The sequence below is a fragment of the Acinetobacter sp. AOR01_HL genome (assembly GCF_027855455.1).
Classification (GTDB): domain Bacteria; phylum Pseudomonadota; class Gammaproteobacteria; order Pseudomonadales; family Moraxellaceae; genus Acinetobacter; species Acinetobacter baumannii.
Genome location: NZ_JAKTIM010000018.1, coordinates 237,388 through 259,896, shown reverse-complemented (window position 1 = coordinate 259,896; position 22,509 = coordinate 237,388). Strand labels below are relative to the sequence as shown.

Annotated in this window: 23 protein-coding genes; 6 read left to right on the top strand and 17 right to left on the bottom strand. The window is 41.0% G+C overall.

All coding sequences use genetic code 11. The annotated features are described in order from the left end of the window. Position 1 precedes the first annotated feature (1 nt). Positions 2–1,396, top strand: coding sequence for an efflux transporter outer membrane subunit (locus MKL62_RS05805; protein WP_161778796.1), 1,395 nt, complete (start codon positions 2–4; stop codon positions 1,394–1,396). Between the two features lie 69 nt (positions 1,397–1,465). On the opposite strand, the gene MKL62_RS05800 is transcribed toward MKL62_RS05805, so the two are convergent. From MKL62_RS05800 to orn, 3 genes are all read right to left on the bottom strand, one after another. Next, positions 1,466–2,269 carry an enoyl-ACP reductase FabI gene (locus MKL62_RS05800; protein ID WP_002027450.1) on the bottom strand — a complete coding sequence of 268 codons (804 nt, stop codon included), beginning with the start codon at positions 2,267–2,269 and terminating at the stop codon, positions 1,466–1,468. A gap of 136 nt (positions 2,270–2,405) precedes the next feature. Further along, positions 2,406–3,137 carry a Bax inhibitor-1/YccA family protein gene (locus MKL62_RS05795; protein WP_001191562.1) on the bottom strand — a complete coding sequence of 244 codons (732 nt, stop codon included), beginning with the start codon at positions 3,135–3,137 and terminating at the stop codon, positions 2,406–2,408. A 155-nt stretch (positions 3,138–3,292) separates the two neighbouring features. Then, on the bottom strand, positions 3,293–3,859 hold the full coding sequence (gene orn, locus MKL62_RS05790) for an oligoribonuclease (RefSeq protein ID WP_000099436.1): 567 nt from the start codon (positions 3,857–3,859) through the stop codon (positions 3,293–3,295). Between the two features lie 125 nt (positions 3,860–3,984). Between orn and rsgA the strand changes: the two genes are divergently transcribed. The 4 genes from rsgA (at position 3,985) to secB (ending at position 6,312) form a co-directional block, all read left to right on the top strand. Continuing rightward, the gene (rsgA, locus tag MKL62_RS05785; protein WP_001174001.1) at positions 3,985–5,043 is read left to right on the top strand and encodes a ribosome small subunit-dependent GTPase A; all 1,059 of its coding nucleotides are present in this window, start codon (positions 3,985–3,987) and stop codon (positions 5,041–5,043) included. A gap of 97 nt (positions 5,044–5,140) precedes the next feature. Beyond that, positions 5,141–5,557: a rhodanese-like domain-containing protein gene (locus MKL62_RS05780; protein ID WP_000443006.1), complete on the top strand. Its 417-nt coding sequence runs from the start codon at positions 5,141–5,143 to the stop codon at positions 5,555–5,557. An 11-nt stretch (positions 5,558–5,568) separates the two neighbouring features. Further along, positions 5,569–5,826 (top strand): glutaredoxin 3, encoded by a 258-nt coding sequence (gene grxC, locus MKL62_RS05775; protein WP_000729828.1) that lies wholly within the window; start codon positions 5,569–5,571, stop codon positions 5,824–5,826. A gap of 27 nt (positions 5,827–5,853) precedes the next feature. Then, on the top strand, positions 5,854–6,312 hold the full coding sequence (gene secB / locus MKL62_RS05770) for a protein-export chaperone SecB (protein ID WP_001288260.1): 459 nt from the start codon (positions 5,854–5,856) through the stop codon (positions 6,310–6,312). Between the two features lie 67 nt (positions 6,313–6,379). On the opposite strand, the gene MKL62_RS05765 is transcribed toward secB, so the two are convergent. The 14 genes from MKL62_RS05765 to MKL62_RS05700 form a co-directional block, all read right to left on the bottom strand. Further along, a complete protein-coding gene (locus MKL62_RS05765) occupies positions 6,380–7,036 on the bottom strand; it encodes a 4'-phosphopantetheinyl transferase family protein (protein ID WP_005129732.1) in 657 nt (218 codons plus the stop codon). 117 nt (positions 7,037–7,153) lie between these two features. Continuing rightward, complete coding sequence (gene der / locus MKL62_RS05760; RefSeq protein WP_000805592.1) at positions 7,154–8,563, bottom strand: ribosome biogenesis GTPase Der; 1,410 nt, start codon at positions 8,561–8,563, stop codon at positions 7,154–7,156. A 187-nt stretch (positions 8,564–8,750) separates the two neighbouring features. After that, complete coding sequence (bamB, locus tag MKL62_RS05755) at positions 8,751–9,896, bottom strand: outer membrane protein assembly factor BamB (protein WP_005129735.1); 1,146 nt, start codon at positions 9,894–9,896, stop codon at positions 8,751–8,753. Continuing rightward, positions 9,896–10,594, bottom strand: coding sequence for a YfgM family protein (locus MKL62_RS05750; RefSeq protein WP_005129738.1), 699 nt, complete (start codon positions 10,592–10,594; stop codon positions 9,896–9,898). Before MKL62_RS05750 ends, bamB begins: the two co-directional genes overlap by 1 nt. A gap of 28 nt (positions 10,595–10,622) precedes the next feature. After that, positions 10,623–11,915, bottom strand: coding sequence for a histidine--tRNA ligase (gene hisS / locus MKL62_RS05745; protein ID WP_000095254.1), 1,293 nt, complete (start codon positions 11,913–11,915; stop codon positions 10,623–10,625). Next, complete coding sequence (gene ispG / locus MKL62_RS05740; RefSeq protein ID WP_000572095.1) at positions 11,912–13,027, bottom strand: flavodoxin-dependent (E)-4-hydroxy-3-methylbut-2-enyl-diphosphate synthase; 1,116 nt, start codon at positions 13,025–13,027, stop codon at positions 11,912–11,914. Before ispG ends, hisS begins: the two co-directional genes overlap by 4 nt. A gap of 21 nt (positions 13,028–13,048) precedes the next feature. Next, entirely contained in the window at positions 13,049–13,840 is a 792-nt protein-coding gene (locus tag MKL62_RS05735; RefSeq protein WP_005129742.1) for a helix-turn-helix domain-containing protein, read from the bottom strand. Beyond that, positions 13,831–14,631 (bottom strand): type IV pilus biogenesis/stability protein PilW, encoded by an 801-nt coding sequence (gene pilW / locus MKL62_RS05730; protein ID WP_004738086.1) that lies wholly within the window; start codon positions 14,629–14,631, stop codon positions 13,831–13,833. The genes MKL62_RS05735 and pilW overlap by 10 nt, the downstream gene beginning before the upstream one ends. 15 nt (positions 14,632–14,646) lie before the next feature. Next, a complete protein-coding gene (gene rlmN, locus MKL62_RS05725; protein ID WP_000093084.1) occupies positions 14,647–15,879 on the bottom strand; it encodes a dual-specificity RNA methyltransferase RlmN in 1,233 nt (410 codons plus the stop codon). Positions 15,880–16,001: 122 nt separating this feature from the next. Beyond that, positions 16,002–16,433: a nucleoside-diphosphate kinase gene (gene ndk / locus MKL62_RS05720; RefSeq protein WP_000963851.1), complete on the bottom strand. Its 432-nt coding sequence runs from the start codon at positions 16,431–16,433 to the stop codon at positions 16,002–16,004. 113 nt (positions 16,434–16,546) lie between these two features. Next, positions 16,547–16,747, bottom strand: coding sequence for a Fe-S cluster assembly protein IscX (iscX, locus tag MKL62_RS05715; protein ID WP_000524329.1), 201 nt, complete (start codon positions 16,745–16,747; stop codon positions 16,547–16,549). Between the two features lie 99 nt (positions 16,748–16,846). Further along, positions 16,847–17,398, bottom strand: a complete 552-nt coding sequence (locus tag MKL62_RS05710) for a phosphatase PAP2 family protein (protein WP_005129748.1) — start codon at positions 17,396–17,398, stop codon at positions 16,847–16,849. Positions 17,399–17,422: 24 nt separating this feature from the next. Further along, entirely contained in the window at positions 17,423–18,721 is a 1,299-nt protein-coding gene (locus MKL62_RS05705; RefSeq protein ID WP_086374126.1) for a glycosyltransferase family 4 protein, read from the bottom strand. 138 nt (positions 18,722–18,859) lie between these two features. Next, a complete protein-coding gene (locus MKL62_RS05700) occupies positions 18,860–21,043 on the bottom strand; it encodes a carboxy terminal-processing peptidase (RefSeq protein ID WP_000776302.1) in 2,184 nt (727 codons plus the stop codon). Between the two features lie 192 nt (positions 21,044–21,235). Between MKL62_RS05700 and nagZ the strand changes: the two genes are divergently transcribed. Then, positions 21,236–22,255: a beta-N-acetylhexosaminidase gene (gene nagZ, locus MKL62_RS05695; RefSeq protein ID WP_000578583.1), complete on the top strand. Its 1,020-nt coding sequence runs from the start codon at positions 21,236–21,238 to the stop codon at positions 22,253–22,255. The last annotated feature ends 254 nt before the right edge of the window (positions 22,256–22,509 follow it).

The following is a 22,509-nucleotide window of genomic DNA, read 5'->3' as shown; positions in this document are numbered from 1 at the left end:
TATGACTAAACTTAGCGCAGCACTTCTCCTCACTAGTTCTCTTGTGGGATGTGCCGCTGTAGTAAAAACACCTTACCAAGCACCAGCTGTACAAGTTCCAGGCAGTTTTCAGTACGATAAGGCTAAAGCTAAAACAGCATCGGTTGAGCAATATTCTGACCATTGGTGGACATTGTTTGGAGATGCACAGCTCAACCAACTCGTAACTAATGTATTAGAGCGCAATAGTGATTTGGCTGTTGCGGGAATCACACTCCAGCAAGCACGCTTGCAAGCTGATTTAACCGCGAATAAACAAGGCTTACGGACCAGCTCTAGTGTTTCTACAGGGCATTCTTTCGACTTAAATTCGGGCGATGACAGTGCGAAAGGTTTATCAATGAGTGCTGGGGTGAGCTATGAACTTGATTTGTTTGGCAAGCTTGCTCGTCAAACTGAAGCAAGTAAATGGGAAGCGTTAGCAACCGAACAAGATCTTCAAGCTACTGGTCAAAGTCTGATTGCCACTACTGCGAAACTCTACTGGCAACTCGGCTATTTAAATGAACGTTATGCAACTGCGCAGCAAAGCTTAGCCACTTCACAAAAGCTTTATCAATTGGTTCAAACTCAGTATAAAGCAGGTGCAGTTTCAGGATTAGACCTTACGCAAGCCGAGCAGTCTGTTCAAAGCCAAAAAGCAAGTTTAAGCCAGATTGAGCAACAGCTTGTTGAAACGCGTACAGCCATTGCTGTGTTATTGCATGAGCCAGTACAGCAACTCAATATTCAAGAGCCACAGCGTTTACCACGTACAGCGCTGCCTGCTATTGGTGCGGGTTTACCAGCGGATATTTTGTCACGTCGCCCAGACTTGCAAGCAGCTGAGCTTCGTTTAAGAAAGGCATTGGCAACTAAAGATGCGACTAAAGCAAGCTACTATCCGTCAATTAGCTTAACCAGTAGTTTAGGTTCAAGCAGTACATCTTTAACGGAGTTATTACGTAACCCTGCCCTTACGCTTGGGGCGAGTTTGAGCCTACCGTTTTTACAATATAACGATATGAAAAAAGATATCGCGATTAGCAACCTAGATTATGAAAAAGCGATTATTCAATATCGCCAAACGCTTTATCAGGCTTTTGCTGATGTAGAAAACGCGTTATCAAGCCGCACAGAACTCGACAAACAAGTAGCGTTACAAGAGCGTAATGTCGAACTTGCAGAAAAAACTGAACGTTTAACTGAAGTCCGCTACCGTTATGGCGCTGTTGCGTTAAAAACACTTCTTGATGCACAGCAAACTACACGTACTGCGCGCTTGAGTCTTGTTGAAACCAAACAAAGCCAATACAACGCTTATGTTACCCTCATGCAGGCATTAGGCGGTTCACCTGTAAAAGAACTGCCGCAATAACTTGCGCCCAGTAAAAAAGCCGTAGTCCTTCAACTACGGCTTTTTTTATGTCTGAATAAATTTTAAAACTTATTCATCATCCATCATAGATTGGCTCATACCTACAGTATTGAAACCAGCATCTACATATAGAATTTCACCAGTAATACCTGAAGCCCAAGGTGAACATAGGAATAACGCTGCGTTACCCACTTCTTCAATGGTTACGTTACGCTTTAACGGTGCAACTTTTTCGTTAGCATCTAGCATTTTACGGAAAGATTTAATACCAGAAGCAGCCAAAGTACGGATTGGACCCGCAGAAATCGCGTTTACACGGATACCGTCAACACCAAGGCTTGATGCTAAATAGCGAACACCAGCTTCTAAAGAAGCTTTTGCCATACCCATTACGTTGTAGTTAGGCATAACGCGCTCAGAACCTTGATAAGTCAAAGTTAATAAACAACCTTGGCGAGCTTGTAATAAAGGTTTTGCAGCACGTGCCATTGCAACAAAGCTGTATGCACTAATGTCATGAGCAATTTTAAAACCGTCACGGTCAGTCACGTCAGTGAAGTCACCGTCAAGCGTGTGTGCAGGTGCAAAGCCGATTGAGTGCACAACACCGTCTACGCCGTCCCAATGTTTTGCAAGTTCCGCAAATGCATTATCAATTTCAGCATCAACGGCAACATCACATGGAAACACAAGCTTAGAACCGAATTGCTCAGCAAACTCATCTACACGTTTTTTTAATTTTTCGTTTGGATAAGTAAATGCAAGCTCAGCACCTTCACGGTGTAATGCTTGTGCAATACCATAAGCAATTGATAATTTACTAGCAACGCCTGCAATCAAAAAGCGTTTACCTGCTAAAAGTCCTTGTGTCATGCCGATCTCACTCAAAACAATTTTCAGCATAATGCCAATATTCAACGTTTTTCGAAATTGCATAATGCATCTTTTTTCAAAAATCGCACGAAAAAAAATCGCTCCGATTTAGGAGCGACTTTTTACCAACTCATTTTTAGTCGTCAGATAATAAGCCAAGCAAACGTAAGAACGAGATATACATCCATACTAAAGTTGCAAGTAAGGCAATACCACACAACCATTCCATGAATTTTGGTGCACGATATGCTGCATTGGTTTCGATCAAATCAAAATCTAAAATTAGGTTCAGTGAAGCAATCACTGCAACAAAAGCAGCAAAACCAATACCTAACCAGTTGCTTTCAAAAATATAAGGAATGCTTGAGCCAAAAGCTAAACGCATCACCATCTGCACGATAAATACAATAAAGATCGCCAAAGATGCAGAGATCACAACTGATTTGAACTTTTCAGTTGCGCGTATGATTTGAAACTTATATAGACCAAACATCACCAAAGTCGTGACGAAAGTTGCCAATAAAGCTTGAAGAGGAACGCCCGGATATTTCAACTGGAAAGTAAAAGAAATACCACCTAAGAAAGCCCCTTCAAATAAAGCATAAGGAATTGCTAAAGTTGGTGCAGTCGTTGGTTTAAAAGTCGTAATTAAAGCTAAAACCAAGCCGCCAATTGCACCCACAATTGAAGCCGCATAAGCAATACCAACATTTGCAGTAAAGGCTGCATAGAAAAATAAAGCGACACCCACTGCAGCAGCAATGATGGTCAACATAACAGATTTTTGAATCGCACCTTGCACGGTCATCGGTTGACTATAGTCACTGACCGTTTCAACGCGTGTCAGTATCGGGTTATTACTTTGCATAAATGCTCTCTTTTTATAATAAATAAACTTAAAACATCATTTTAAGCAAAATGAATATGAAAGCCAAATTCCCACTTGGCATTATTGTAACAATGTCCTTTAAACAATAAAAAAGGGAGCTTTCGCCCCCTTTTCTTCTTACTTGAATAACTTAATCAATCTTTACCGTCAGTATTCATAATGAAGAAGTATTCGCGGTAATACTTAAGCTCAGAAATGGAATCACGAATGTCATCCATCGCCAAATGTGACGCATTTTTTTTCAGACCACTCATAATTTCAGGACGCCAGCGTTTTGAGAGTTCCTTTACTGTAGATACGTCAAGATTACGATAGTGGAAATACTGCTCTAGTTCAGGCATAAGACGATGTAAGAAACGGCGATCCTGACAAATCGAGTTACCACACATTGGTGAAACTTTTGGATTTACCCATTTTTTTAGGAATTCTAAAGTCTGTAATTCAGCATCACGAGCGGTCAATTTACTACGACGAACTCGTTCAATTAAACCTGACTGGCCGTGCTGACGCGTATTCCACTCATCCATTGCATTTAAAATACGATCAGGTTGATGAATAGCCAAAACCGGACCTTCGGCAAGTACATTTAAATGATCATCTGTAATAATTGTTGCAATTTCAATAATCTGGTCGTTGTCGGTATCTAAACCTGTCATTTCCAGATCAATCCAAATTAATCGTGTATTTAAAGTACTGCTCATGAATGTACGTTCTAAAGTGCCGTAAAAACATCAATATTAGCAAATTTCTTGCTTCTGCGCTGTAATTCCATACCAGCTTCGTGCTATTTTTGCGGTCTTCAAACAATGGTTTTTTTGGGATATGAATGGCTCTAATTCGTAAGCGTCGTTTAACTGAGCAACAGCAACGTCGTATTGAAAAACAGCATAAAACTCGCCAAGAAGAAGTCGATACTTCACAAGATCTAGATGGGCTGGTTGTACAGCACTATGGACGTCAACTTGAAGTACAGGCACTTTCTGTACCCGATCATCACCCAGAAAAACCGCAAGTCGCCGAAGGCGAACCAGAACCGTTTTGGAAACCGATTGAATTAAATAGCGTTTGGCGCTGTCACACCCGTACAAACCTTGAATTACTGGTCACTGGTGACCGAGTGAAGTGGCAAGCTGACCCTAATACAGGTTTAGGGATTATTACCGCAATTCATCCACGTACATCTTTACTTACACGCCCGGATCGCTATCACAAAGTAAAACCTGTAGCTGCGAATATCAGCTTAATCGTTATTGTTTTTGCCCCACTGCCAGAACCGGCACCTACTTTGATTGACCGCTACTTAGTGGCATGTGCAGATGCGAATATTCCAGCTCTTTTAGTGCTTAATAAATCAGATTTACTCACTGAAAATGATCCGATTCTCGACATGCTCAAAGAGTATGAAAATTTAGGCTATGAAGTCATGATTTGTCATTCTAAAGGTGACATCTCAGCATTGTCCCAGCGTCTTGATGGCGAGACAGTAGCTTTTGTAGGTCAGTCAGGGGTTGGGAAAAGCTCACTTATTAATGTGCTCATTCCAGATGCTGAACAAAAAACCAATATCATTTCTGAAAACTCAGCACTTGGACAGCACACCACGACTTCTACTCGTTTAATCAACTTTGGTAGAAATGGCGCCTTGATTGATTCACCGGGAATTCGCGAGTTTGGGCTTTGGCATCTCGATTTAGATAAAATTCGTATGGGCTTCCCTGAAATCGAAGCACATTTAGGTTCGTGTCAGTTCCGTAATTGCACTCATACTCATGAAAAGAACTGTGGCTTAAAACAAGCTGTTGAAGCAGGTGAAATTTTACCACGCCGCCTAGACAGCTTTTTACGTTTAATCGATGAGATTCAAGAAGCGCAGCAAAAAAACTAATTTTCTACCCCATTTGCCCTTGAAGTGGTGATTTTGATCACCATCTATATACGCTATACTCTAGGTCAATTTTGTTTTTAATTTTTTTAGGTGACTTGTGGAACGCTGGTTAGAGTTTATGGGGAATCACCCCATTTTGTTTGGTACACTCGGAGTCTTGATCGTATTGTTCTTCATTTTTGAAGGTCAACGTAACGGTCGTAAAATTTCTCCACAGTCGCTTGGTATTTTAGTGAAAGCGAAAAATGCCCTTTTGATTGACTTACGCGATAGCAAAGACTTCCGCGAAGGTCACATTAGTGGTAGCCGCAATATTCCTTATAGCCAAATTGCAAGTCATGCTGATGAATTAAAAGCAAGTGACCGTCCATTGGTATTTATTTGCAACCTAGGGCAAGTTGCTGGTAGCGCTTTACAGAAAGTCGCTCACCATGACAGCTATCGCCTTGATGGTGGTATCAGTAACTGGAAAGCTCAAGGCTTACCTCTCGTTAAAAGCAAACCAAAAGCTTAAGGAGAATTGTTATGGCAGCAAATGTCATTGTTTACTCAACTTCTGTATGCCCGTACTGCGTTCGCGCTAAACAATTACTTGAGCGTAAAGGTGTTGCTTATAAAGAAGTAAATCTTTCTGTTGAAGCGCCAGAAGTACGTGCTGAATTAATGCAACGTACAAATCATCGCACTGTTCCACAAATTTTTATTAATGATCAGTTTATCGGTGGTTTTGACCAACTTTATGCTTTAGAGCGTGAAGGTAAACTCGACGAATTATTGGCTTAACATCGCATCCATATTAAGGAAAAAACAATGAGCGAAGAACAACAAGTTCAACCACAATTAGCTTTAGAGCGTATTTATACAAAAGATATTTCTTTTGAGGTTCCAGGGGCACAAGTTTTCACTAAACAATGGCAACCTGAACTTAACATCAATCTTTCTTCAGCTGCTGAAAAGATTGACCCAACTCACTTTGAAGTATCTTTAAAAGTTGTGGTTCAAGCCAATAACGACAATGAAACAGCGTTCATCGTAGATGTAACTCAATCTGGTATTTTCTTAATCGATAATATCGAAGAAGACCGTTTACCTTACATTTTAGGTGCATATTGCCCGAACATTTTGTTCCCGTTCTTACGTGAAGCAGTAAACGACTTAGTAACAAAAGGTAGCTTCCCACAGTTACTTCTTACTCCAATCAACTTTGATGCAGAGTTCGAAGCAAACATGCAACGCGCTCAAGCTGCTGCTGTTGAAGGTCAAGCTTAATTTTATAGCTTACCCTAAACTCAAAAAACCGCGTAATTCGCGGTTTTTTTATGAGAGTAATTTAGATTTAACGGTCAAGTGAATGAATCTGAATAGAAGGAAACTGGAATCCACGGCATGATTGCTCTGAACGCCATGCGACTGTTAAGATCATATTACCTAACACAAAGTTTTGGTAGGCAAATGTCCCAATAAGCTCATGCGAACATAATCCGCCCTGATTTGTAGGATGTGCTTGGGTGTTTAAGGTATTTAAATCTAAACGTATACCAAGGCCTGATGCTTTTAAAACAGCTTCTTTAGTGGTCCAGACTTTAAACCAATATTCTCTATCTTGTTCTAGACTTTGCCACGTTGCATATTCATCAGGATGAAAAGCATGTTGTGCCAGACTATCCAGACGTACTTTACGATCAAGCTCTTCAACATCTATACCAATATCTTTAACTCGCTCACTCAGCGCTAAAGCATAATATTGTTGGCTATGTGAGTGATTAAAATGCAAAGTATGATTCAATAAATAAGGTTTGCCATGTTCATGCTTGGCAAACTCTAATTCCATTGAAGTGAGTTGTAGTTTCTCTGCAATCAGTCTATTTCTGACACTGTTTATTTGTTGTTTTTTATAATGATTAAATGAACGAAAGTCTGGAAAGTCGTGTTGTTTTCGATTTAAAAAATCATTGAGTTTTCCTATATAAATGTCCACATGTTTACTATTCATTTTATTAATCCGAACCATCCATAATTCACTGCTAGCATTAAAACCTTACTGATACCTGATTAGACAATACAATAAAAAGCCCAAAGAAGACTTTGGGCTTTTTCAATTAAAAACAGATTAACGTTTAAATTTCTTTTCTGCTTTTTTGAATTTCTGAATATAACGACGACGACGTGCAGCTGTACGCTCATCGACCTGACTCTTACGGCCTTCAAACGGGTTTTCAGAAGTCTTAAATTCAATTTTAACTGGTGTACCTTCAAGCTTATAAACCTTACGGAACACATTCTCTAAATAACGGCGGTAATCTGCAGGAGTCTTATCCACCTTGTTACCGTGAATCACAATAGTCGGTGGATTTTGTCCACCCATGTGCGCATAACGCATTTTAATACGACGACCTTGAACTGTCGGCGGCTGATGCTGATCAGTTGCATCATTCAAAATCTGCGTCAATTTCGCAGGAGATACCTTTAAGTTTGCAGACTCATAAGCACGGTGAATTGATGGGTATAACTCACCCACCCCAGTACCATGTAGAGCAGAAATAAGGTGAATTCGAGCCCAAGGAATAAAGTCAAAACGGCGCTCAACATCAAGCTTACACTGCTTGCGGTCGTATTCACTCATGTTGTCCCATTTATTGATCGCAATGACCATGGCACGCCCAGCTTCCAGCGCATAGCCAATTAAATGTAAGTCTTGCTCAACAATACCTTCACGGGCGTCAACTACAACCACCACCACATGTGCGTCTTTCATCGCTTGTAAAGTCTTCACAATTGAGAATTTCTCAATCATTTCATCAACTTTACCTTTACGGCGTACACCTGCTGTATCAATTAAAGTGTATTTACGACCTTCGCGCTCGAACGGAATATAAATAGAGTCACGAGTTGTACCCGGTTGGTCAAACGCTACCACACGGTCTTCACCAAGTAAGCGATTTACTAACGTTGATTTACCTACGTTCGGACGACCAATAATTGCTAGACGCAATCCGGTATCTTTGTCATGCTCTTCAGGATTTTCATCTTCTGGAATATCTTGAAGTACATCCTCAAGCATTTGTTGTACACCACGGCCATGGCTCGCTGCAACTTGTAATGGTTCACCCATACCAAGCTTGTAGAACTCAACCAAAGCAGCTTCAGCATGAACACCATCAACCTTATTGGCAACAAGATAAATTTTCTTGCCTAAAGTACGTAATTCACGGGCAATTTGCTCATCGGAAGCTAACAATCCGGCACGCGCATCAACTACAAAAATAATAATATCTGCTTCATTGATGGCTGTTTTCGACTGCTCGGCCATGTAGTTATCGATACCGCCTTCACTTTCACCAATACCACCAGTATCAACAACAATGAAAGACTTATTTTGATAAGTCGCATCACCATATTTACGGTCACGAGTCAAACCCGCGAAGTCGGCTACAAGTGCATCACGACTCTTGGTAATCTGGTTAAATAACGTTGATTTTCCGACATTCGGACGACCAATGAGCGCAATAACGGGTTTCATACAATAACCTTAATTCAAGACCAGCCATATCTCATGGCATGAGCATTAGAAACAGTACAGGAGATATATTTTAAGGTCAGATATGACCATAATAAAAGACGGGGCTTTGAACTGATTTAATTCAAACACCCCGATATTTTTAACAGCGTAATTTGTTAAGCGGCTATTTTAGCACAAGCGAACAAAATTAACGATTCTGCCAAATACTTAAATCGCCTTTTCGGGTCGAAACATAGAGCTGATTCTCAATCACACGTAATGTATTGACCTCACCACTTGTTTTAGAACGACCAATCAACTTACCTGTTGTCGGGTCGATTAGGTGTAAAACACCATCCAAATCACCAACAATAAGGTCCGATCCCAAGACGACAGGATTACTTAAATGACGGTTTAAGAGACTATCATTTTGCCAAAGCTGTTCGCCTGTTGTTAAGTCATAAGCAGTAAGCTTGCCATCAGTTGACGAAACAAACACTTTATTATCATAAACTTCTGGACGCTTGGTGCTACTTGAATCTTCACTCCAAACCACACGTTGAGAAGCAAGATCAGTAACAGTTACTTGGCCTTGGAAACTAGTTGTTACCATGAGTTGACCCGCAACAACCGGATCACCATCAATGTCAATTAAACGCTGAATATCAGAACGCCCTTCACTTACTGCAACACGGCGTTGGAAGCGCGGAATACCACTAATCGTATCAATTGCATAAACATATGCATTTGCAGAAGCAATTAAAACCGTGCGAGGGTCAAGACTCACTGGCGATGGTTGACCACGTAAACTGAACTGAACATTTGGCAATTTATATGCCCAAACTTGTTGTCCTGATGATACATCATGTGCAAATACAGTACCGTCATTTGCAATTGTAATCACGCGGCCAGACTGAACTAAAGAAGGACTTAATAAAGCACCAGATAATTGTGCAGTCCATTTTTGTTCACCCGTTGCCTGATCTAAAGCAAATAACTGACCTTTACTGTTACCAACAACAACAATACCTTCAGCTGCTTCAACACCAGAGCTTAAGCCCAATTTACTTACTTTTTTCTCCCAAAGACGTTGTTTACCACGATATGCAGCAACTTCACCTTTAGGGTCAAGTGTAAAAACAACACCGTCACTAGCATCAAGTTGTAAACGTAATGGATCTGCCTTGTTCGTAGAAGAAACACTGCGCGAAAACACCGGTACTAGAGACTTTTTCGACTCAGTCAATTTCGGTAGTGGATTTGGTTTTGCTTCTTTTACTTTGTTGCTAGAACATCCCACCAGTACAGCTGATGCGATTGCAATTGCCAAAGGCAGTTTGAATTTCTGATTCATTAAGACTCTTCCACCTGTGTTTCCAAAATTGGGCGCTCAATCTGTGGATCTTCAACTAAAACGCCAACACTTTCGAGTTTAATTTGTAAAATTTGTCGCTCTTGTTTACGTTCCAGTAACGAATCCCATGCAGCTTGATACGCTTTTTTAGCAGAATCAATATCTTTCTTCGCAACAAAGATATCACCACGTAACTCTTCTACTGTTGCTTTAAATGCCGGATCGACATTACCAGATAAGGTTTTTAGAGCTTCATCATATTTGTTTTGCGCTAATTGTGCATCTGCTAAACGCAATTTTACAACCTGAATCAGTCCTTCATCTTTTACTTTTGAATTCTCAACTTTTTTCAAAGCTTTTTCAGCAGCAGCATAATCTTGTTTTTCATATGCAAGTTTTGCCAATACAAATTGAGTTTGTATCGCCTGAACTGAATCAATATCGTCTTTTACAATCTTATCTGCCGAAGCTGTTATTGAAGCTAAAGCATTTGGGTTATCAGCTGTTGCATTCGCTTCATCCATTAACTGCTGTACCTTTGCAGTTTCTGTCTGACTCGTTGCAAGGTTTCTTTTTTGCCAATATTCCCACCCGAAAAAGACAATCAATGCAATGAGAATCCCGCTAATCATGGCAGAACCATATTTTTTGGCGAACGACTTTAAGCTGTCGAATTGTTCTTCATCACTTAAGCTCATGTGATTGTCCTTTTCCAGATGTTTCAGTTTATTTTGTAAATTTTTCAATTAAGAATGGTACGAGTTCAGCCAACGCAACTTGTGATTGCTCAGCTGTTGCCAACTCTTTTACAGCAAGCTGCTGTGCTTCCCACTCGCGTTCACCCAAAATTATGGCGTAAACAGCCCCAGCCTGATCAGCTTTTTTCATCTGACTCTTCATGCTGCCTTGTGAACCAGTTTTAATGCGAATGTTACTATTCGCAGCTTCTAACTGGTCACGTAATTGTTCTGCTAGAACTAAAGCTTTAGATTGATAAGCAGGCTCCGCAACCAAGAACGCTTCACAGTCACGTACAATTTCAGCCTGTTCGACTTGCTCAAGTAGAAGCAATAAACGCTCCATCCCCATTGCAAAACCGACTGCTGGAACAGACTGATCAGCCTTACCTTTTAACTGGCCAACCAAACCATCATAGCGTCCACCTGCACATACTGTACCTTGCGACCCTAATGCTGTTGTTGTCCATTCAAAAACAGTTTTATTGTAATAATCTAGACCACGTACCAATTTTTGGTTAATTACAAATTTAATGCCTGCGGCAGTCAAATAATCTTGTAATTGTTGGAAGTGGCTTAAACTGTCTTCTTTTAAGAAGTCATGTAATTTCGGCGCATTTTCCAGAATTTTCTGAGTCGACTCAATTTTAGAATCTAAAATACGTAATGGGTTTGTTGTTAAACGGCGCTGTGAATCTTCATCCAAAGCATCTTTATGTTCATTTAAGAACGCAACCAAAGCATTACGATATTCCGTACGCTCATCTGTTTCACCCAAAGTATTCAACTCAAGTTGAACCATGTGATCAACACCCATACGTTTCCACAAACGGGCAGTCAACATAATCAATTCAGCGTCGATATCAGGAGTCGCTACACCAAAAGTTTCCACACCAAACTGGTGGAACTGGCGGTAACGGCCTTTTTGTGGTTTTTCATAACGGAACATAGGTCCCATATACCACACACGTGGCGTAGCACCACGCAACAAGTTATGTTCAACCAACGCACGGACACAACCCGCTGTTCCTTCCGGACGTAAAGTCAGTGACTCAGGTGGGTTTCCTTTATCGAAGAATGTGTACATTTCTTTTTCTACGATATCGGTAGCATCACCAATAGCACGTTTAAACAGTCCCGTTTGTTCAACGATCGGCAAACGAATTTGTTGGTAACCATAAGCATCCATTAAAGATGCTAAATGCTGCTCGAGACGTCTCCACGCTGCAGTTTGCGTTGGTAAAACGTCATTAAAACCTTTGATTGCGACAATTGAACTCATGATGAACTACGAATAATTTCTTTAGATTTAGCTTCTTCAAGCTCTTGAACACGTTGACGAACCATAGTTTCGATTTCATCAACCAATTGATTGGTATCAATTAAATGGCTTTTTTCACCATTACGATAAACCAATGAACGAGGCGCAGCCCCAACGACTCCGATATCTGCTTCTTTTGCTTCACCTGGGCCATTTACCTTACAGCCAATAACCGAAACGTCCATTGGTGTACGGATATCTTCTAAACGCTCTTCTAAAGCCTGCATCACCTGAATCACGTTAAATTCTTGGCGAGAACAACTTGGACAAGCAATAAAGTTGATACCGTTAGAACGTAGACCAAGCGATTTTAAGATATCAAAACCGATCTTGATTTCATCTTCAGGTTCAGCAGCAAGCGAAATACGCATCGTATCGCCAATGCCTTCCATTAATAACCCACCAAGAGCAATCGCTGATTTCACAGTACCTGTACGGTAAATACCAGCCTCGGTTACACCCAAGTGCAATGGATTATCAATTTGTTGTGAAAGCAAACGATAAGCATCCATGGTTAAAAACACATTCGATGCTTTTACGCTGACTTTAAACTCATGGAAGTCAAGACGGTCTAAAATATCAATATGACGTAAAGCTGACTCAAGAAGTGCCTGCCCTGTAGGCTCGCCATATTTTTTCTGTAAATCTTTTTCTAGAGAACCCGCGTTCACGCCAATACGCATAGAAATACCGTGATGACGTGCCGCAGCCACAACTTCACGAACTTTCTGGTCTGAACCGATATTGCCCGGGTTAATACGCAAGCAGTCCGCACCATAATCTGCAACTGCCAAAGCAATTCTATGGTCAAAATGGATATCAGCTACTAATGGAACTGAAACACGCTTACGGATTGCGCCAAAGGCTTCAGCAGCTTCCATAGAAGGCACTGAAACACGCATAATATCTGCACCTGCATCAACACAACGCTCAATCTGAGCCACAGTTGCGTCAACATCGCAAGTTTCGGTATTTGTCATACTTTGCACACTAATAGGTGCATCGCCACCGACATAGACCGAACCAACACGGATTTTACGTGTTGGTCGACGTTTAATTGGGTTCTCTATCATTGTATCGCTCAACTCATGGTATTAGCGGGATAAACGGAATTCAGCTTTACCGTTTACCGTATATGGAGACAATGAAATCTGTTCTTGGTTTAGACTTAATGACACAGCCGTTGCATCATCAAGACGAATCTGGAATGGAGACTCACCATTTAAGGTTAAAGTCGATGCCTGACGACCCGTCGCTAAAACCTTCCCTGTTGCATCTACAATATGAACAGAAGTTGGACGGTTAAAGTTTAACACCAATTGGTCACCCACTGTTGCAGAGGTGTTCCCTTTCATAGGTAAAACTTCAACATTAGACTGATTTGCTTTTGGCAGCTCAGCATCTTCTTTGTTTGAGGTCCATTTTTGGACACCCATCACAATTAATGACACAACAGCAATAATCAAAATTGCAAGCAGTGCGCGCTTTAACCATTTTTTGTTACGATCACTATTAGAACCCGGTAATTTACCCATGATTTTAATTGGTGAATTGTTTAAAGCATGATTTGGCAAAAGCCCAGTATCGTTTGCATAAATCTCATCAAAACGCTGGATAATTGCAGTTGCATCAGTATTTAAATACTTCGCATAAGAACGATAATAGCCTTTGATAAAAGTCGCTTCTGGCAAAGATTTATAGTCGTCTTGCTCTAACGCATTGAGCGTTTTCAGCGGCATATTTAAATCTGCAGATACTTGCTCTAATTCTTTTTTCTGAGAAACACGAATTTGACGTAAATACTCACCAGGACGTTGAATATTTCCTAAAGCAGAAGTCGGTAAGCTTGAGCCAGTTGGCTGCTGTGAATTAGGATTTATTTCCATACGGCCTCAGTACTATACTGTAATTGCAAATAACGTTGATATTCTGGACTTTCCGGGAATAAAGCACGTAACTGGTTTACTAAAACTTGCATTCCCATTTTATCCGCATTGGCTCGAGCCACTCTTAAACCAATCCAAAGTGCGCGTGCACCCTGATTTTTCTGCCCCACTGTACGAACATATTGTTCATACATTTGTGTAGCAGCCGGAATCTGCTGCTGCAAATAAAAAATTTCTGCTAACTCTAACATTGAAATGTAAGAGTCGCGGTTAGCAAGAAGTGCTTGTTTGAATGTTTTTTCAGCACTCGCAATATCGCCTAGTTTTAAATAAATTCGCCCCAGATTTTCTAAAGCCTGGTAACGTTGATCATAGCCTAATGTTGCACCAGCAATACGAAATTGCTCAATAGCATCATTATAACGCTCCATTTGGTACAAATACGTACCATAATTATTACGTGCCTGAGCATTGTCTGGTTCAGACGAAATTGCACGCTTAAAGTAATGTTCCGCTTTTTCTAAATTGGGTTTACTGCCTTCTTGTTGCAATAAAATACCCATCATCATATTTGCCGTTGCATCACGACTATCGACACTTAACGCTTGGTCAAGGGAACGCTTTGCAGAATCCAAGTCACCAGAACGAATGTATTCGGCAGCAAGCTGCGTACGCACTTTTACTGCTTTTTCCGGGTCCTTTTTAACCGTTTGCGAAGTCTGACAACCACTTGCCAAAAGTGCAACAGCAACCCCCATACATAACATGATCTTCAACTTCGGAGTACTCAAAGTCTGCCCTCAATATTATCCTTGTGTACGTAAAATCTCTTGTCGTTGAGCCACTTTCTTTTGCCACTGCTCAGCACGACGCGTACGGTCAGCAACTTGGCCGACCAATTGTCCACATGCGGCATCAATATCATCGCCACGTGTTTGACGAATCGTACACACAAATCCTGCATCAGACAAAGTTTTTTGGAAAGAGATGATACGATTTCGACTTGAGCGTCCATATGGCGCATGAGGGAACGGATTAAATGGAATCAAGTTAATTTTACTTGGTAAGTTTTTAAGTAATTTAAGCAACTGCTGTGCATGTTCAGGTTGGTCGTTCACACCTTCTAACATGACATATTCAATGGTCACATGTTTACGCGCACTTTCATTACCATCTTTAGCAATATAACGCTGACATGCCGCAATCAACTGAGCCAATGGATATTTTTTATTAATAGGCACAAGTTCATTACGCAATTCATCATTTGGCGCATGTAGGGAAATTGCTAAAGCAACATCAATATCTTTTGCAAGTTGATCAATTTTTGGCACAACACCTGACGTTGACAAAGTCACACGACGTTTTGACATACCATAAGCAAAGTCATCGAGCATAATGTGCATTGAGCTTAATACGGCATCGTAGTTGAGCAATGGCTCACCCATACCCATCATCACGACATTGGTCACTGAACGCTCGCGCTCAGCAACAGGCACTTCTTCCATATAGGAATAGTTTGCCATCCAAAGTTGCCCAATAATTTCATCTGGGGTTAAATCACGCTGAAAACCTTGCTTACCTGTTGAACAAAATGAGCAGTCCAATGCACAACCTACTTGTGAAGAAATACACAAAGTTTTGCGTGAACCTGTTTTATCTTCGGCAGGAATTAATACAGTTTCTACTAAAGAGCCAGAACCTTCACCTACGCGAAACACCCATTTACGTGTTCCGTCTTTTGAATAATGACGGTGTACCACTTCAGGGGCTTTAATTTCACAAATTTGTTCAAGCTTTGCACGTAATTTACCTGAAATATTGGTCATTTCAGCAAAATCAGTAACAAAGTATTGATGAATCCATTTCATAACCTGACCGGCACGAAACTTTTTCTCACCAATATCTTCAAAGAATTTTTCTAATTCAGCACGTGACATGCCGAGTAAATTCACTTTTTCGGCAGCAGGCGATGCTGGCGTGGACGAAGATTGCTGCTGTCCATCAAGATTTTCAGATGAAACGACCACTGCAGAACTCATGTGTATTTACCTAAACCATGTCAAAAAAAGAATATATTGTTCAAGAATCAAACAATATGCTCTTGAGAGAATAAAAAAACCAGATAAGTAGTATACCACTTATCTGGTTTGAATGCTTTCGATTAACGAGTGCGTGGGCAGATCTCGTTGTCAGCAAAGAAGTAAGCAATTTCACGCTCTGCAGAAGCAACTGAGTCAGAACCGTGAGCAGCATTTTCATCGATGCTTACAGCGAAATCAGCACGGATAGTACCAGGAGCCGCTTCTTTAGGGTTTGTAGCACCTAAGATTTCACGGTGAGCAAGAACTGCGTTTTCACCTTCAAGAACAGATACAACAACTGGACCAGAAGTCATGAATGCAACTAAGTCACCAAAGAAACCGCGTTCTTTGTGCTCTGCATAGAAACCTTCAGCGTCAGCTTGAGAAAGGTGTTTCATTTTAGTCGCAACAATTTTTAAACCCGCTTTTTCGAAACGAGCAAAAATTTCACCGATGTGGTTTTTAGACACAGCATCTGGCTTTACGATAGACAAAGTACGTTCAATTGCCATGAGTGGCTCCTTTATTTTAAGATTTAAACTTTAAAAAATTTGCCGCATTATACCGATGTCATAGGCAATAATCAGCTTTGAATGTGTAAAAGTTGCGATTTTTTCTACTGTTTTTAGCGAACTTCATCCAACCAAGCCATCTGGATGGCTTCTAGCAATCCTTCGGTTGATTTATTTGGGTCATCACTGAAGTCTGGTAACGCACAAACCCATGCATGTAAATCGGTAAAACGAATCCATTGCGGATCAACTTCTGGATGTGCTTCTGACAATTCAATGGCAATATCAATCGTATCTGTCCAACGTAAGCCCATAGCGGCTCCTATCTGTTTAATCTGCTAAATCACGAACTGTGTACTTTAGCAAATCCACAAACCTAATCGATAGCTTAAGCTGATAAAAATTACTGTTCGTTATAAAGCAATGCCCAATAATGGCGCGATAAAAATAATCAGACTTGCTACTGCTGCACCAATAAGTGCGCCCACAATCACATCACTCGGATAGTGAAGTCCAAGTACCATACGAGACAATGCCACAAGCACCATGAACGGCAACATCGCTGCAAGCAACACAGGTTGGATATACCCCAACACAATTGTCACCATGACAGCATGTAACGTATGACCTGATGGAAAACTAAAGTGATCGAGTGGTCTTTCACCGAGAACAATCACCTGATGTACTTGGTAAGGACGTGGACGCGTGGTTTTATGTTTTAAGAATTTATAAATTGCTGTTCCAACCGAACCACCAAGTAGCAAATAGATAATTTGCAAGCTATAGGTAATACCCTGCATTCCCCATACAATCGCCAACATGAGGTACCAAAAAGGTCCGTCACCAGCACGGCTAATAATTTTGAAGAATAATGCCACACGCTGTGAATGAGAGAAATTATTGAGATATAAGCAGCCTCGTAAATCGAGATCGAGTATTTTTATTTTTGCATTCTTAAATTTCATGGTTGTTCTCCTATTTTAGGATACTTAGGTGAAGTCCGCCGAGGGTTCCTTCACTACCTGATAAAATGCCTGTTCTAATTGCTGTACCGGAAGTTGCCAACCGCTTTGCTGTACTTTATGACAGGCTTGTATGCCCATTTCTCTAAGTTGTTGTATTGAAGGAAGCTGATAAATTTGTTGTATAAAATGGTTCTTATGCCCAAGTGGGCTTAACCAACCGTTTACGCCATGTATTAAATACTGGTGTGCACATGCATAATCATACGCGATAACTGGCAAACCGCTCGCCATTGCTTCCAAAACTACGTTACCAAACGTTTCAACTTGGCTTGCAAATACAAAGACATCGGCACTTGCATATGCGACTGCCAAATCGTGCCCGCGCAAACTACCCGTAAAAATAACATTTTTCGCTTCAGGTAGTGCTTTTAATCGAGCAAGATCCGGGCCATCTCCCACCACAACCAGTTTAGTTTTCTGTTGCTGAATGTTTTGCATAGCTGCATAACTCTCAACGATCAGTTGGACTTCTTTTTCCGGTGATAAACGACCTACATACAACATGACACGTGTATTGGAATCAACGCCCCATTGCTGGCGTAAGCTTTCTGAGCGATGTTTTGGTGAAAAACGAGTAGTATCCACTCCTCGCCCAACAACAACTAGAGGACATGTAATGCCAAAACCGCGTAAAGCCTCTTCCGTATCTTTACTTGGAACACAGGTCACTTGAGTATTGTTATGGAACCAGCAAAGGTATTTTTGAATCGGCTTCACCAAAAAGGCCAAATCGAAGAACCTGCTAAAATCTTGAAACGGCGAATGAAAACCACTAGAGACCGGAATATCTTTAGCTTTTGCAGCTTGCATGGCTGTTAAACCTAACGGCCCTTCAGTCACAATATGTACGACATCTGGCACAAATTTTTCAAAAGCTTTTGAAACTTTTAAATATTGGGGCCAGCCAAATTGTAAAGTTGGATATTTTGGAATCGCTTGTGACATGACCAGACATTCTTGTTCTGGCAAAAAATCATGACATTTGGCTTTTTGCTCAGGTCGAACAAGTAGAATTTTATGCCCTTGTTTCTGTAAACCTTGGCATAACTGCAACAAAGAGAGTGCTACACCATTAATTTCAGGCGGCCATGTTTCTGTCACAATCGCAATTTTTAAACGAGGACGAACCAACTCGTGAAGTTGGTGCAATTCCTGAGTATTAGACAAATGCTGTTTTTGTTTAAAATAGAATTGGAAGCTTTCAGGAAGTTGCTGTTGTTTTAATAGTGCTGTCGCGTATGAGCCTTGCATAGCGCCATCCATCAGTATATTTATTTTCATGCTTAAAGATTAAGCAGCTTTCTTGACACTTTGATGATAAATGCATGACAGTTTACTGACATAAAAATTCAAAAAGCACGCCGAGAACAGCGTGCTTTTTCATAAAACAGACAAGAGAACTTAACGGTTCTGCAATTTCGCATAATCCATCAATACATTCGCAGCTTCATTTACGAACGTTTCTTCTTCTGGCAACGCAGGACGTTGATTAGCTTTCATTTTGGCACGAGATTCAGCTAGAGCATCTAAAGAAGCCTGATAGCTTTCCCAGTTAGGGAAAGGTTTTTGACCTGTTGCTATACGACGTTCATTTTCAGCATCTAAAGTTTGCTTTTCTAAACTCAAAAGCTCTGCACGGCGCTTATCAATATCAAGCACAACTTGTTTCTGGTCACTCGTAACCTTCGCAATTGCTGTACGTTTATTTAAATACTTAAACTGTGGATCAACAGCAACGCGTTGTTCCGAAAGTTGAGACAGCTTCGCTACATATGGCTGCACTGAACCTTCACGCTTAAATGGTGCAGTCGGAATCGTATCCCACTTCAACGCATTTTTCGATTTACGCTCACCAAACTCTTCGTTATAGATATCAACAAGCTTAATATCTGGCACTACACCTTTGTTTTGCGTACTACCACCAGTTACACGGTAGAATTTACGCTGAGTTAAGGTTGCTTGACCATATGCCAAAGTATCGAGTTGGACCTGAGCTGTACCTTTACCTGTGGTTGTACTACCAATGATAATGCCACGCTCATAATCTTGAATTGCAGCAGAGTAAATTTCACTTGCAGATGCTGATGCTAAGTTCACCAATACAGCGAGTGGACCTGTATAGATTTGCTGACCACCATCGTTGTCTTCAAATACACTTACGTTGCCATTACCATCACGAATTTGCACAACTGGACCTGACTTAATCACTTGTCCAAGCATACGTGCAACTTCTTCTAATGAACCACCTGGGTCATTACGCAAGTCAATAATAATACCTTCAACTTTCTTGGCTTTTAATGCCTCAAACGCATTTGCAGTATCTTCAGAAACTGAGCGATATTGTTGACCGGCACGACGTGAACGATAGTCAAAATAGAACGATGGAATTTCAATCACACCTAATAGATGCTTTTTACCATCACGTGTCACTTCAACTGTACGTGAACGAACACCGGCATCTTCTTCTTGAATAACATCACGTACCAAAGTCACATTGCGTGCTTGACTCATTGATGCACCAGCACCAAGAAGCTTCAACGTTACTTTTGTACCGCGCTTACCACGAATCAACCCAACAATTTCCGAACTCGACCAGCCGACCACATCGATCATTTTGCCGCCCTCTTGAGCGACACCAACGATTCGGTCTCCTGATTTCACTTGACCAGACTTACTTGCAGGGCCACCTTCTACAATAGTTTCAATCTTGGTGTAATCTTCATTACCACGTTCTGGGCGAATCGATACCCCAATACCTTCAAGCTGTAAGGTTGTTTGGCGATTGAGTTCTATCGCATCAATTGGCGGATAATAGTTACTGTGTGGATCATAAGTTGCCAACATTGCATTTAATGTTTTATCCAACACATCGTCGCTTTTCACACGACTAATTCTTTCAAGCTGACGCGTATAACGCTTAGTCAAAGTCTGAGCTGGCGTTAAATCTTCTGGGCCTGTTAAGTCTTGACCATCAGCAAGTGAAGGGTTTTCTTTTAACGCCTTTTGTTTCGCCTGCTCTTCTTCACGGCTAATTGTTAAATTGATTAACTGAGAAACCAGCATTTTACGCCAGTGATTTTGCTGCTCAGCTGACGTTTTAAAATACGGTGCTTTTTCGCGATCTACTTCAATAAAAGTATTTGGCTGTTTTAAGTTTTGTGGTTTCTTCAACTCAGCAAGCATGAACTCATAAAACTGTTTTAAGCGCTCACGATATTGCTGGTGAATAGCAAATGGCCCAGTTAAATTCCCCGCTTTTAATGAAGCACCAAAATTTGAACCATATAGCTTTTTATAGTTTTGAACTTCAGCGTCTAAAAATAATGAGTGGTCCGGATCAAGACTGTCTAAGTACATATCAAGAATACGGTTAGATGTGTTCGCATCCAGACGCATATTTAAATAATGTTGGCGGTCTACTAAAGTTGCCAGTTGACGAGCCACCAAGGCTTGCTCTTGCGTTGGCTGGATCGATTGAGAAACAGCAGCAGTATTGGTTGCTGCTCTTGCTTCGTTCATCGTATGAGAGAAGAATAAACCGCCAGTCGCGATTGCTACTGCACAAGCTATAGTTTGAAGTTTCATAAATTCTTAATACTTCCTTGGGTGTTCGTATCTTACACGCTCTGTTTTCGATATGAACTAAGCAGATTCAACATCTTAACCAACTAAATTGTTTATACCGTGTAGTTTTATCATATTCTGTACTGACAAAATGTAGCAAATCATTGCAAAATTCGCTTATTGTTTTTCAATCAAAATTCAAATGGAACCAATATGATTGGCGCGTTGATGCTGGACATAGCCGGCACAGAACTTACTCAAGAAGATATTGAACTATTACAAGCTCCGCAAGTCGGTGGCATGATTTTATTTGCACGAAATATTGAATCACCACAACAAGTCCGTGCTTTAACCGACCATATGCGCCAAGTTCGCCCAGATATTTTGATTGCTGTCGACCAAGAAGGTGGTCGCGTTCAACGTCTAAAATCTGGCTTTACATTATTGCCAGCCATGGGCCGTTTTGGTGAACTCTATATCACTCAACCTCAAAAAGCACTTGAATTAGCTGAACAGTGCGGCTGGTTAATGGCAACTGAAGTCTTGGCTGTGGGGATCGATTTTAGTTTTGCGCCAGTTTTAGATCTGAATGCAATTAGCGATGTAATTGGTGACCGTGGCTTCTCTAAAAATATCGAAGATATCGCTCCACTTGCTGGTGCATTTATGCGCGGTATGAAAAAAGCCGGCATGGCAAATACCGGCAAGCATTTCCCTGGTCACGGATCGGTAAAAGCTGACTCACATGTCGCAGCTGCAATCGATAGCCGTAGCTATGACGAAATTTATAACCATGACATGCAAAGCTTTATCAAGCTTATGCCTGAGCTAGATGCGCTCATGCCGGCACATGTAATTTACGATCAGGTTGACCCAAATCCGGCAGGTTTCTCACCTTTCTGGATTCAAGAAGTCCTTCGTAATCGCTTGAAGTTTAATGGCGTACTTTTCTCCGATGACTTAAGCATGCAAGCTGCTTGTGTCGCTGGTGGTGCAGATGCGCGTATTCAAGCGGCTCTGGCAGCAGGCTGTGATATGGGGTTAGTGTGTAATGACCGTAGTGCAGCATGTACTGCACTCGATGGTATTGCAAACTTAGAGCTACCAAATCAAGAGCGTTTAGAACGTATGCGTGGTCGAATTCCACAAATCCAAGTGGGTGAAACTTTATCGCTTGGAAATGACTGGCAAGCTGTCAAAACAGCCATTGAAGAATTTAAAAATTCGATTTAAGTTAGTAAAAATTTTAATTGGCTACAAAAGCCTATTCACTATCTGATACGCGGTTAAGTCATACGCAACCTGCTCATCTGCTGAAGGATATTGATTGCTTCAATATATTTGATAGATGCAGAAAGTGAACAGGTTTTGCGTATGACAATGGTTTTGGTTACTTTTCCCGAAAGAAAAGTAACTCCAACTGAAAGTTCATCCCAGAATGTCAACCTAATTGACAGGACTCCGTCATGCAAGTTCATTCACCATCA

Excerpts from the sequence above, each read along its gene's own strand:
- orn (WP_000099436.1), bottom strand. The coding sequence starts at position 3,859 with ATGAGCAGTACTTTAAATACACGATTAATTTGGATTGATCTGGAAATG.
- MKL62_RS05705 (WP_086374126.1), bottom strand. The coding sequence starts at position 18,721 with ATGGATGGCGCTATGCAAGGCTCATACGCGACAGCACTATTAAAACAA.
- rlmN (WP_000093084.1), bottom strand. The coding sequence starts at position 15,879 with ATGAGTTCTGCAGTGGTCGTTTCATCTGAAAATCTTGATGGACAGCAG.
- bamB (WP_005129735.1), bottom strand. The coding sequence starts at position 9,896 with ATGAATCAGAAATTCAAACTGCCTTTGGCAATTGCAATCGCATCAGCT.
- iscX (WP_000524329.1), bottom strand. The coding sequence starts at position 16,747 with ATGGGCTTACGTTGGACAGATACGATTGATATTGCCATTGAATTGTCA.
- MKL62_RS05710 (WP_005129748.1), bottom strand. The coding sequence starts at position 17,398 with ATGAAATTTAAGAATGCAAAAATAAAAATACTCGATCTCGATTTACGA.
- grxC (WP_000729828.1), top strand. The coding sequence starts at position 5,569 with ATGGCAGCAAATGTCATTGTTTACTCAACTTCTGTATGCCCGTACTGC.
- MKL62_RS05700 (WP_000776302.1), bottom strand. The coding sequence starts at position 21,043 with ATGAAACTTCAAACTATAGCTTGTGCAGTAGCAATCGCGACTGGCGGT.
- MKL62_RS05800 (WP_002027450.1), bottom strand. The coding sequence starts at position 2,269 with ATGACACAAGGACTTTTAGCAGGTAAACGCTTTTTGATTGCAGGCGTT.
- der (WP_000805592.1), bottom strand. The coding sequence starts at position 8,563 with ATGAAACCCGTTATTGCGCTCATTGGTCGTCCGAATGTCGGAAAATCA.
- ispG (WP_000572095.1), bottom strand. The coding sequence starts at position 13,027 with ATGATAGAGAACCCAATTAAACGTCGACCAACACGTAAAATCCGTGTT.
- MKL62_RS05805 (WP_161778796.1), top strand. The coding sequence starts at position 2 with ATGACTAAACTTAGCGCAGCACTTCTCCTCACTAGTTCTCTTGTGGGA.
- MKL62_RS05750 (WP_005129738.1), bottom strand. The coding sequence starts at position 10,594 with ATGAGCTTAAGTGATGAAGAACAATTCGACAGCTTAAAGTCGTTCGCC.
- ndk (WP_000963851.1), bottom strand. The coding sequence starts at position 16,433 with ATGGCAATTGAACGTACTTTGTCTATCGTAAAGCCAGATGCTGTGTCT.
- secB (WP_001288260.1), top strand. The coding sequence starts at position 5,854 with ATGAGCGAAGAACAACAAGTTCAACCACAATTAGCTTTAGAGCGTATT.
- hisS (WP_000095254.1), bottom strand. The coding sequence starts at position 11,915 with ATGAGTTCAATTGTCGCAATCAAAGGTTTTAATGACGTTTTACCAACG.
- MKL62_RS05735 (WP_005129742.1), bottom strand. The coding sequence starts at position 13,840 with ATGGAAATAAATCCTAATTCACAGCAGCCAACTGGCTCAAGCTTACCG.
- MKL62_RS05765 (WP_005129732.1), bottom strand. The coding sequence starts at position 7,036 with ATGAATAGTAAACATGTGGACATTTATATAGGAAAACTCAATGATTTT.
- rsgA (WP_001174001.1), top strand. The coding sequence starts at position 3,985 with ATGGCTCTAATTCGTAAGCGTCGTTTAACTGAGCAACAGCAACGTCGT.
- MKL62_RS05795 (WP_001191562.1), bottom strand. The coding sequence starts at position 3,137 with ATGCAAAGTAATAACCCGATACTGACACGCGTTGAAACGGTCAGTGAC.
- nagZ (WP_000578583.1), top strand. The coding sequence starts at position 21,236 with ATGATTGGCGCGTTGATGCTGGACATAGCCGGCACAGAACTTACTCAA.